The 8141-nt window shown below is 60.2% G+C and carries 9 protein-coding genes and 2 pseudogenes; 4 read left to right on the forward strand and 7 right to left on the reverse strand.

Features of this window, described 5'->3' with window-relative positions; all coding sequences use genetic code 11:
• Positions 1 to 215, reverse strand: a pseudogene (locus tag AC1DUP_RS36455) (IS110 family transposase); the annotation flags it as partial.
• Between the two features lie 508 nt (positions 216 to 723).
• Here AC1DUP_RS36455 and AC1DUP_RS36460 point away from each other — a divergent pair.
• Positions 724 to 1530 (forward strand): class I SAM-dependent methyltransferase, encoded by an 807-nt coding sequence (locus AC1DUP_RS36460; RefSeq protein WP_115038657.1) that lies wholly within the window; start codon positions 724 to 726, stop codon positions 1528 to 1530.
• A 325-nt stretch (positions 1531 to 1855) separates the two neighbouring features.
• Here AC1DUP_RS36460 and AC1DUP_RS36465 read toward each other — a convergent pair whose 3' ends face one another.
• The 5 genes from AC1DUP_RS36465 to AC1DUP_RS36485 all read right to left on the reverse strand — a co-directional run bounded on the left by AC1DUP_RS36465 (position 1856) and on the right by AC1DUP_RS36485 (position 4767).
• On the reverse strand, positions 1856 to 2692 hold the full coding sequence (locus AC1DUP_RS36465; RefSeq protein ID WP_477837329.1) for an alpha/beta fold hydrolase: 837 nt from the start codon (positions 2690 to 2692) through the stop codon (positions 1856 to 1858).
• Positions 2693 to 2765: 73 nt separating this feature from the next.
• On the reverse strand, positions 2766 to 3182 hold the full coding sequence (locus tag AC1DUP_RS36470) for a hypothetical protein (protein ID WP_477837331.1): 417 nt from the start codon (positions 3180 to 3182) through the stop codon (positions 2766 to 2768).
• A gap of 28 nt (positions 3183 to 3210) precedes the next feature.
• On the reverse strand, positions 3211 to 3510 hold the full coding sequence (locus AC1DUP_RS36475) for a hypothetical protein (protein WP_477837333.1): 300 nt from the start codon (positions 3508 to 3510) through the stop codon (positions 3211 to 3213).
• Positions 3511 to 3565: 55 nt separating this feature from the next.
• A complete protein-coding gene (locus AC1DUP_RS36480) occupies positions 3566 to 4147 on the reverse strand; it encodes an LOG family protein (RefSeq protein WP_477837334.1) in 582 nt (193 codons plus the stop codon).
• On the reverse strand, positions 4144 to 4767 hold the full coding sequence (locus tag AC1DUP_RS36485; protein ID WP_115038652.1) for an NAD(P)H-dependent oxidoreductase: 624 nt from the start codon (positions 4765 to 4767) through the stop codon (positions 4144 to 4146). Before AC1DUP_RS36485 ends, AC1DUP_RS36480 begins: the two co-directional genes overlap by 4 nt.
• Before the next feature lie 177 nt (positions 4768 to 4944).
• On the opposite strand from AC1DUP_RS36485, the gene pdxR reads away from it, so the two are divergent.
• The 3 genes from pdxR to AC1DUP_RS36500 all read left to right on the forward strand — a co-directional run bounded on the left by pdxR (position 4945) and on the right by AC1DUP_RS36500 (position 7327).
• Complete coding sequence (gene pdxR, locus AC1DUP_RS36490) at positions 4945 to 6396, forward strand: MocR-like pyridoxine biosynthesis transcription factor PdxR (RefSeq protein WP_477837336.1); 1452 nt, start codon at positions 4945 to 4947, stop codon at positions 6394 to 6396.
• Positions 6397 to 6475: 79 nt separating this feature from the next.
• Positions 6476 to 6931 carry a carboxymuconolactone decarboxylase family protein gene (locus tag AC1DUP_RS36495; RefSeq protein WP_113312218.1) on the forward strand — a complete coding sequence of 152 codons (456 nt, stop codon included), beginning with the start codon at positions 6476 to 6478 and terminating at the stop codon, positions 6929 to 6931.
• Positions 6932 to 7012: 81 nt separating this feature from the next.
• Positions 7013 to 7327 (forward strand): DMT family transporter, encoded by a 315-nt coding sequence (locus AC1DUP_RS36500; RefSeq protein ID WP_113312219.1) that lies wholly within the window; start codon positions 7013 to 7015, stop codon positions 7325 to 7327.
• Between the two features lie 553 nt (positions 7328 to 7880).
• Here the strand turns inward: AC1DUP_RS36500 and AC1DUP_RS36505 are convergent.
• Positions 7881 to 8141: pseudogene (locus AC1DUP_RS36505) on the reverse strand (transposase); the annotation flags it as partial.

An 8141-nucleotide genomic window follows, 5' to 3' on the forward strand; every position in this document is an offset into this window, starting at 1 on the left:
ACCTCATGTCCGAATGAGGTGAGCAGCCGTGCCCAATGATGCGAACCACCACAGGCCTCGATCGCGACCAAAGTTGGCGGGCAGGTCGTGAAGAAGTCGATCATCTCCTTGCGCCGCATTTTCTTGCGCAAGACTGGTTTCTCTCCAGCGTTCACGCCATGCAACTGAAAAACATGCTTTGACGTATCCATGCCAATACGAATAATCTTGTCCATGGGCGGCCCCTTCGATTGAGATCTTAACAGCTCATTCTGGCACATTTCGATGCCGTTCAGGGGCCGTCCACTCCAACATCAAGGCGTTCAGAAGCTCGTCTGGCAGCCCGATGCCAAATTGCGGTTAATGCGGAACGGCGGCTTCGCGCCGTCTTAGCGGTCGTTCAGCAACGGGGTTCTCGCGCTAATAGCGGACGTTGTCCAGCGGTCTGCAGCTCTTGGCTGGCAATTGATCCTTTTGACCACGGGCCGGGCAGAAGGATTGCAGTTAGTGGTCGAAGCGGGCTCCCACCGCGCGACCTACGCGGATCACACTAGTCAAACCACCAAGCGGTACCTCGGAGCCCCCCCGAGGGGAAGGCCAGTGTGATTCAGGGGTTCCCGCTGTGTCATATTTTCTTGAAAAGCGTTAACAAGGTTCCGCTGAATTTGCACGGTGTGACGGCGATACGCGCAACCCGAATAGCCGTGTTACGATCAATTCTTGATCGAGAGAGGGTGGCAAGCCATGGAAACCGCAGAACTGCGATATAATTGGGCTGATCCCGACGTCTACGAGACATTCATAGGGCGCTGGAGCGAACATCTGGCAAGCCCATTTCTCGCACGTGCCAATATTGCTCCGGGCAGTCGCGTACTCGATGTAGCATGTGGGACAGGTGTGTTGACGAAAGCGCTAGCCGAGGCGGGGATGCATGTGATCGGTGTTGACGCATCGGAGGGTTACCTTGAAGGAGCCCGCCGTCGTCGATCCCACCCCAACATCGCGTATGAACACGGCGATGTCCGGCACATGCGGTTCGACACTAACTTTTTCGATGCGGCCGTTTCCACGCTGGCCCTGGACGTTATCCCGGAAATTGAACAGGTAGTTGCCGAGATGAAGCGCGTGACCCGTCCAGGCGGCGTGGTCGCGTCCGCCGTTACTCAGTTCTTGGGCGGCATGCCCGCCTTCGATCTCGTCATTAACACCGGCGCCGTGCTTGAGACCGACTTCGCTAGGCTGAGATCCATGCGGGCGGGGCGCCAGCTCTTCTGGCCTAATGGTCAGGCGACGTTGTGGCGGAAGATCGGCCTCGTCGACGTGACGGAGATTCCCGTTGTCGTGGATTGCGAGTATGCGTCCTTCCCGGATTATTGGGCTACGTTCACCGACGGACCAGGCAGCACTACAAGCATATTGATGGCACTTTCGGACGATGCCCGCGGTTCGATCGAACAGCATGTTCGTGCCGGGTATCTGGTTGGCTTACCCGATGGACCCCGGTCATTTCCTATGATGTTCCGTGTGGTGCGTGGCTTGGTGCCAGCCTGATTCTGGAGAGCATCCAATGGGCCTGCGAGGGCCCGGTGTGGGCCGTTCTCAGACCTTAACCCCCTGGGTTAATCATCAGCTGTCGTTCCTCGGCAGCCAAAAAGCTGCCAGGCCGCTAGCGGCCCCACATCGGTTACCACTCTGCGCGCGGCGGACGTCTCCTATTGGCGCATTTTTGCCGTCTCTGTCACAGCGGTATTATTCGAAACGGCAATACGCGCGTGGTCAAGGTGCGAGGCAAACAGCGCTAACCATGAGGCGACCGCGCTAACCAATGCATTCCAGCCCGGCCGTCGAGCCGCCGGGCCACTCCCAAATTGGCAGCTTAGGCGGCCACGAATGCGAGTAGATCCGTATTCAGAACGTCGGCATTGACGGTCAGCATGCCGTGTGAGTATCCGGGATATGTTTTCAGAGCCCCGTTCTTCAGAAGCTTGATAGACTTCAGCGCGGCATCCGCAATCGGCACGATCTGATCGTCCTCGCCATGCAGGACGAGCGTCGAAACGGGGATTGCCCTCAGGTCTTCGGTCTGGTCCGTTTCGGAGAAGGCTTTGATGCCGTCGTAATGCGCCTTGGCGCCGCCCGTCATGCCCTGCCGCCACCAGTTCTGGATCACGCCTTCCTGCACTGTCGCTCCTTCGCGATTGAAGCCGTAGAAGGGACCTGCGGCCACGTCGCGGAAAAACTGGGCGCGGTTGGCGGCAAGAGCCGATCGGAACCCATCGAACACCTCGATCGGCAAGCCTTCCGGATTGCCCTCAGTCCTCACCATCAGCGGTGGCACGGCCGATACCAGCACCGCCTTGGCCACGCGGCCGGCCGGCTGACCGTGCTTGGCGACGTAACGGGCAACTTCGCCGCCGCCGGTCGAGTGGCCGATATGCACGACGTTCTTGAGGTCGAGAGCCTCGACGACTGCAAAGGCGTCCACTGCGTAGTGATCCATGTCGTGACCGTCGGCGACCTGTGCGGAGCGACCATGACCGCGACGATCGTGAGCGACGACGCGGTAGCCCTTGGAGAGGAAGAACAGCATCTGCGCGTCCCAGTCGTCAGAAGAGAGCGGCCAGCCGTGATGGAACATGATCGGCTGGGCGTCTTTTGAGCCCCAGTCCTTGAAGAAGATTTCGGTCCCGTCGTTCGTCGTTACATAAGCCATTACGGTCTCTTTCAGTTGTTTTGACGTTGAAGGTGGTATTGGGTGCGAGTGCGAAAAAACGTACGAGCTCGCCTCATTCAAACCGAAAATCGGAGAGGTCGACAGAGACGATCAACGGCTCCGAAAGCGCGTTATTGTCGGCGCCGCGAGGATAGACGCGCATCTTGCCAGGCATGACGATCCCGTTCACCGTCACGTAGTCGGTAAGGTAGCGCGCTGCTGCGTTTCTGCCCTGTATGTCGACTTCGTAGTCATGGCGGATGAGAAGCCCGGTATTATCGAAGTAGAACGTCTGCTCTCTGCTGTGGGTCGCGATCTCGTCAGGGAAGCGGACAAGAAGCCGACGCCATGTCTGCCCATTCTCCCGCCATGCTCCAATTTCTTCCGAGCTCACCCCGGGCTTCGTCAGGATGAAGGGCGAAGTCAGATAGGTCCACATGGTGTAGCCAGCGAAATAGGCGACCTGAGGATCGCTCCAGGGCGTCTCCATGTCATATCCGTCGAAGGATTTCCTCGGCTCAAGCAATTCCTCGACGACCTGATCCGCTGGATCTTCGATCGTGACGCGTTTCCGCCGAGGGTATGGTGACGGATTCTTCGAGCAGGCGTTGGTGTTCGCGGCCGATCTTCATGTCGTAGGCGGATTGCACGAAGGAGAAGTAGGGATAATAGGGAACGATGGTTTCCGGAAAGGTCGCGAACTGCACACCCAGTTCGCCGAGCCCATGGACCTTCGCGACGATCTTCTCGACGGTGCCGCGTCGGCTGTAGAGCACCGGGCTTATCTGCACGGCAGCGGCTTTGACGACTATGCTCACTTCAAACTCCTCTTTCTTTTGGGGTCGTGCGATGGCGCGGGATGAGACCCGGCCTCTAGATCCATTTGGGAACGCCCACCGCTTCGAAATTGCGCAATTGCGCGATCAGGGTGCCGGCATCGGCATCGACGGGGATCGAGTGACGGTGCGCGGCCGGCAGAAATTTGGTTTCCACCATGTGATCGATGAACTGCATGAAGACGTCGAAGAAGCCCGACGTGTTGAGAAGGCCGACGGGTTTGTCGATTTCCGAGAGCTGGTTCATGGTCCAGACCTCCATCAGTTCCTCGATCGTGCCGATGCCGCCGGGCAGTGCGATGAAGGCATCGGCCAGTTCGGCCATACGCTGTTTTCGGATGCGCAATGTTGGGGCGATTTCGTGTGAGGTGAGGTGAGGGTGCGAATGGCCGCGCTGATGGAGGCTCTCGGTGATGACGCCGTGGGCCGTGCCGCCGGCCTCGAGCACTGCATCGGCCACGACGCCCATCAGGCCCCTGGTCGTGCCGCCATAGACGAGGCCGATGCCTTCGCGGCCAAGCGCCTTGCCGAGCGCCCTTGCGCCATTGGCAAAATCGTCCGTCGCGCCGAAATTCGATCCGCAGAACACGGCGATGGTCTTGATGGAGCGGTTACTCATTGGGCGGCCACACTTCCGGCTTCGGTAAAATGCGCCGCAAGCTCGCGCGCCGTCGCCTGCCGCGTTCGCTCCAGCGCCTCGCCGCCGGCGACCGTTCCCTGAACGGTGAAGAAGGTTACGTCCTTAAGGCCGATCATGGCGAGGATGGTCTTCAGGTAAGGCGTGAGGAAATCCGGCTGGCGGGCCTGCTCGCCGGAAAAGCGGCCGCCGGAGGCGATGGCGATGAAGACTGGGCGGTCTTCCAGCTGGGCGACCTTGCCTCCGGGGCCGATCGAAAATGTCCGCCGCGCCCGCACGACATGATCGATCCATGCCTTCAGTGCCGAGGGCAGCGAGAGATTGTGCATCGGCGTGCTGATGACGAGGCAATCGGCGCTTTCAAGCTCGCGGACCAGTTCTTCCGAGACGGCCATCGAGCCGGCGTCGGAGACATCTTTCACCGAGGCCTGCGAGATCGCGTAGTCTTCATCGATATGCGGCAGGCTGCCATTGCCGATGGGCCTGTGGAGCACCTCGATGGCGGGGTTTTGCTGCCGAAGCGCGGCGATGATTTCGAGCGAGAGCCGATAGCTCTCGGCCGCCTTGCCGCGAGGGCTGGCGCTGACATGCAGGATTTTCATCTGTCCACTCCCGATCTGTAATCGCAATGGTTCTAGCGCCGCAATGGCCCAGGCCACAGATCCATGATTGGAGTTTGCAGATGGACCATGATTGACGCGGGCGGACTTGCGCAGATCCGCGTCGGGCCCCATCATGCACCAGACATTTTCAGCCGATGTCCAATATCGGGGAAGGCCATGACAGCGAAGAAGACCAGCCATATTCCCCGCCCGGACCCGACAGCGGAGACCGCCTATTACCGACAGATCTATGACCGGTTTAGAAGCGCCATAGCGGAGGGGGTGCTGAAGCCCGGCGAGCGCATACAATCGGCAAGAGCGCTGGCGAAGGAACTCGGCCTTGCCAGAGGCACGATCGAGACGGCCTATTCGCTGCTATCGGCTGAAGGTTATATCCAGGCGCGCGGGCAGGCGGGCAGCATCATCTCCCCCGATCTCAAGCCGCAGGCCGCCGAGCCGATACCCGTCCGCCCCGTCGACAACGATCCTCTCGTCACCAGCTATCGGCCGGATACCATCCTGCCGTTCCAGATGGGCCTGCCGGCACTTGATGCCTTCCCCCGCAAGATCTGGGCGCGGCTCGGCGCGCGCCGCGTGCGTGCCATGCAGCCTTCGGACATGATGCATCCCGATATCGAGGGCCTGCCGGAACTCAGGGCGCAGGTCGCCGGCTATGTCAGGGTATCGCGCGGCATCGATTGTTCGCCTGCGCAGGTCTTCGTCACCTCGGGCTATCGCCAGACGATCGGCATGATTTCCCATGCGCTGCTCGTGGCCGGCGACAGGGTCTGGCTGGAAGATCCCGGCTATCCGCCGACGCGGACGCTGTTTGCCCATATGGGCATTGCGCCGGTTGCCATATCCGTAGATCGCGACGGCATGGTCGTTTCGGAGGGGCTTCGCAAGGCGGCGAATGCGCGGGCGGCGGTGGTGACGCCGGCGCACCAGAGCCCGCTTGGCGTCTCGCTGTCGCTGCCGCGGCGTCAGGCCCTGCTGGATTGGGCAGGGCGGAACGATGCCTGGATCATCGAGGATGATTATGATGGCGAGTATCGCTATGTCAGCCGTCCGCTGCCGGCGCTGAAGAGCCTGGATCGCGACGGGCGCGTGCTCTATGCCGGCACGTTCAGCAAGATGCTGTTTCCGAGCCTCCGGCTTGCCTATCTCGTGGTGCCGGATAGCCAGGTGGAGCGATTTGCCGCGATTGCCGGCGCCTTTGCCGGCGCGAGCCCGGCATTGACGCAAGGCATCGTCAGCGATTTCATCACCGAGGGCCATTTTGCCCGCCACATCCAGCGCATGCGAAAACTGTATGCCGAGCGCCGCGAGGCGACGGCGTCAGGCCTGAAAGCTGCGCTTGGCGAGCAGGTGCATATCGATGCGCAGCCGGGCGGAATGCATCTGATCCTGCGGCTCGGGGGCCGTCGGGATCGGGAGATCGTTACCCGCATGAGACGCGCCGGGCTCTATGCCGAGGCCCTGTCGGACTGGATGTTTCCAGAGGAAGGCAAGGGCGATGACGTTTCCGCCCTGCTTGTCAATTTCACCAATATAGGCTCGCGGGCCATTGCCGAATGTTACGGGCGCCGCATTGCCGAACTCCTGGAGGCCATCAATCATGGCCTATAAGAGAAACCTGTCTATGGACCTTCTACACTAGACCAAGATGCGAGACGATCAGGCCCTTCCAACCAGAAAGGGTTCTGTCATGAGCAATCGCATCGACTACGCAAAAATCTCGCCCGACGGCTACAAGGCCTTCGGTGGCGTCTATGTCACCCTCCAGAAAAGCGGTCTGCCGAAAGTGCTGGTCGATCTCGTCTATCTGCGCATCTCGCAGATCAACGGCTGCGCCTTCTGCATCGACATGCATACTCGCGACCTGCTGAAGTCCGGTGTGACGGTGGAGAAGCTGACGCTGGTCGCCGTCTGGCACGATGCCGGCGGCCTTTTCTCCGCCGAAGAGCGGGCAGCGCTCGCTTGGGCGGAAAGCGTCACGCGTGTTTCCGAAACAGGTGTTCCCGATGCCGATTATGCGGCAGCGGCTGCTGCCTTCGGCGACAAGGCGCTTGCCGATCTCACGTATGCGATCGGCCTGATGAACGCATTCAACCGCTTCGGCATCGCCTTCCGCTCGACACCGGCAGCGGCCGCCAATCTCTGAGACCCGGCATCAGGCGTTCGCGGCAAGGTAGCTTGCGCGAGCGCTCCTCTGTCGACATCCGAATTTTTTGAGGGAAACATCATGGCCTGGTTACTGCTCGTCGTCGCCGGCATTCTCGAAATCGGCTTCGCCCTCGGCATGAAATCGTCACAGGGTTTCACGCGCCTCGTACCGTCGCTGTTAACGGTCGTCTCCGGCCTGTCGAGCGTCGCGCTTCTGTCGTTCTCGTTGCGCTCGCTGCCTGTCGGCACCGGCTATGCGGTCTGGACCGGCATCGGGGCGGCGGGCACGGCGATCTTCGGCATGGTCATGCTTGGCGACCCCGCATCCGCGCCGCGGCTTGTATGCATTGTCCTGATCCTTGGTGGCGTTGTAGGGCTCAAATTCGTCGCTTGAATGATGACGTGGTCTTGGTTGCTAAGAACTGGAGAATGGGCTGCCTGATTGAGGCTGACGCGACGCCTGAAGATTCGATTTATCAGTCGCATAGCCGTTTGAAAGCGCGTTGTGGGTTCGCATCCCTTCAAGAGCATGGGATCGTTCGCGGTGTCGACCGGTTATAGCGTTTTTACTGATTTCGCGGAGTTCCAATTACCCAAAGATCTGTAGGTAGCGGGCCACGGATCTCCTGTGACTTTCAATGACCAGCGAAGAAGGTCCCCCTGGTGTATGTGACGTGCGTTCGGAAATGGTGTATCCGACTGTGTTCGGCGTTAGGGACGCATTTTCGCCCCGCCGGCGAGATCCAGGAGTTCGTGCCGACACGTATTGTCGGCAGCTGGATGGGATGTTCATGCGATGCCGCCTGCACCGCATGAACGAGGTGTACGATCAGCGCATAAATCTGAACGCGGCGCGCAGCTCCTCGGCGAAAATCTGGGGCTGCTCCCATGCCGCCGTCTCTTGGAGAACCTTACCCAAGTGCATCCCCGTTTTGCAGGGTAGGGGATCACCTTGCTTCTTGCAAATGTGCGATAAAAACCTCGGCAGACGTCTTGTAGCCGAGGCACCTTCGCGGCTGGTCATTCAGGTAGCGGGCAAGTTGGGTATGCCTGCTAGGCCAGTATCGCCTGGCATGAAGCGACGAATACGCTTGTTGGCATTTTCCACAGCGCCTTTCTGCCACGGTGCGCTGGGATCGCAGAACCAGCTGCGCGCGCCGATGCCATCTTCCAAAGCCCGGAAGCCGGCAAACTCCGTTCCGCGATCG

The sequence above is a fragment of the Rhizobium sp. 01L419 genome (assembly GCF_056400025.1).

Bases quoted from the DNA above. Each gene is read 5' to 3' on its own strand.
- AC1DUP_RS36470 (WP_477837331.1), bottom strand. From the start codon at position 3,182: ATGGAGACGCCCTGGAGCGATCCTCAGGTCGCCTATTTCGCTGGCTAC.
- AC1DUP_RS36485 (WP_115038652.1), bottom strand. From the start codon at position 4,767: ATGAAAATCCTGCATGTCAGCGCCAGCCCTCGCGGCAAGGCGGCCGAG.
- AC1DUP_RS36460 (WP_115038657.1), top strand. From the start codon at position 724: ATGGAAACCGCAGAACTGCGATATAATTGGGCTGATCCCGACGTCTAC.
- AC1DUP_RS36500 (WP_113312219.1), top strand. From the start codon at position 7,013: ATGGCCTGGTTACTGCTCGTCGTCGCCGGCATTCTCGAAATCGGCTTC.
- AC1DUP_RS36495 (WP_113312218.1), top strand. From the start codon at position 6,476: ATGAGCAATCGCATCGACTACGCAAAAATCTCGCCCGACGGCTACAAG.
- AC1DUP_RS36480 (WP_477837334.1), bottom strand. From the start codon at position 4,147: ATGAGTAACCGCTCCATCAAGACCATCGCCGTGTTCTGCGGATCGAAT.
- pdxR (WP_477837336.1), top strand. From the start codon at position 4,945: ATGACAGCGAAGAAGACCAGCCATATTCCCCGCCCGGACCCGACAGCG.
- AC1DUP_RS36465 (WP_477837329.1), bottom strand. From the start codon at position 2,692: ATGGCTTATGTAACGACGAACGACGGGACCGAAATCTTCTTCAAGGAC.